We start from the raw sequence: 1,347 nt of genomic DNA on the forward strand, positions 1-1,347 counted from the left end.
CGGCGCGCCGACATCCACGAGGCTTTCGTGATCCTCGGCTGCGCCCTCATCTGCCTAAACCAGATCAAACGGTTTTGTTAGATGTTCTTAGTGGTTGATCCGTGGATTAGCGCATTGCCGACGTTGGACCTGTGGCTACACGTTGAAGCGGGGGAGATGCACCACGTTCGCGACCTCATTCCGACCTTGGATTGGGAGGGAGGAAGACTCGGTGTCCGGCTGCGCTACGAGCCGAAAGACCTTGCGCTCTTGTACAAGGAATACATGGGTGCGGTGAGCGATGCCGAAACGATGAGGGCAGCAGCAATCGCTGCCGCAGCAGCGGAGAATCCTGAATTTGGTCCGCCTGCTATTCCGCCCAAGTTGACGATCTGGCCCGAGAGTCTGATCGATTTCCTGAGCAAGCGGTTATCGACGCACTTCACCATTCGGGCCTATTCTCTGGATTGTTGATTTCCACCCAGAAGTGACCCAGGTTTTCCATCGAGAACTGACCCACCTTTGATTATGGTTTTCGGGTCATTCAGTGGTCAAGGCGTGATTGTTCTCCTTCTTCTGGCGCGCTGCGGCGGCTGAGCTGGCCTTGAAGCGGAAGCTGTCGTTTCCGGTTTCCAGGATGTGGCAGCGATGGGTGAGACGGTCGAGCAGCGCAGTGGTCATCTTGGCGTCGCCGAAGACCGTGGCCCATTCGCTGAAGCTGAGGTTCGTGGTGATGATGACGCTGGTCCGCTCGTAAAGCTTGTGTCAACGGCGGTGCAAAATCCGGCCACGCGGCGGGGTAAAATCAGGCCAGGCGGCGGTGACCGGCACCATGGCGCGCGCGCTCACAGGTCATCTTGGCGTCGCCGAAGACCGTGGCCCATTCGCTGAAGCTGAGGTTCGTGGTGATGATGACGCTGGTCCGCTCGTAAAGCTTGCTGAGCAGATGGAACAGAAGCGCCCCGCCCGAGGCGCTGAAGGGCAGATAGCCCAGCTCATCAAGGATCACGAGATCGAGGCGGGTCAGGCTTTCGGCAATCTGCCCGGCCTTGCCCTTGGTCTTCTCCTGTTCCAGGGCATTGACCAGTTCGATGGTGGAGAAGAAGCGGACCTTGCGGCGGTGATGCTCGATGGCCTGGACGCCGAGGGCGGTTGCGGCGTGGGTCTTCCCCGTGCCCGGACCGCCGATCAGGACCACGTTCTGAGCCCCGTCCATGAACTCGCAACGATGCAGTTGTCGCACTGTGGCTTCGTTGACCTCGCTGGCCGAGAAGTCAAAGCCCGAGAGGTCCTTGTAGGCCGGGAAGCGCGCGGCCTTCATGTGATAGGCAATGGAGCGGACCTCGCGCTCGGCCATCTCGGCTTTCA

At 59.8% G+C, this 1,347-nt stretch carries 1 protein-coding gene and 2 pseudogenes; 1 reads left to right on the plus strand and 2 read right to left on the minus strand.

Annotated elements, in window-relative coordinates:
• Positions 1 to 81: 81 nt before the first annotated feature.
• Entirely contained in the window at positions 82 to 453 is a 372-nt protein-coding gene (locus J0F76_RS20695; protein WP_207472350.1) for a hypothetical protein, read from the plus strand.
• A 66-nt stretch (positions 454 to 519) separates the two neighbouring features.
• On the opposite strand, the pseudogene J0F76_RS20700 reads toward J0F76_RS20695, so the two are convergent.
• Both J0F76_RS20700 and istB read right to left on the minus strand, forming a co-directional pair.
• Positions 520 to 741 (minus strand): annotated as a pseudogene (locus tag J0F76_RS20700) (ATP-binding protein); the annotation flags it as partial.
• An 88-nt stretch (positions 742 to 829) separates the two neighbouring features.
• A pseudogene (istB, locus tag J0F76_RS20705) lies at positions 830 to 1,347 on the minus strand (IS21-like element helper ATPase IstB); the annotation flags it as partial.

The sequence above is a fragment of the Paracoccus fontiphilus genome (assembly GCF_017356265.1).
GTDB classification, from domain to species: Bacteria; Pseudomonadota; Alphaproteobacteria; order Rhodobacterales; family Rhodobacteraceae; genus Paracoccus; species Paracoccus fontiphilus.

Coding starts and splice junctions, on each gene's coding strand:
- J0F76_RS20695 (WP_207472350.1), top strand. CDS start 82: ATGTTCTTAGTGGTTGATCCGTGGATTAGCGCATTGCCGACGTTGGAC.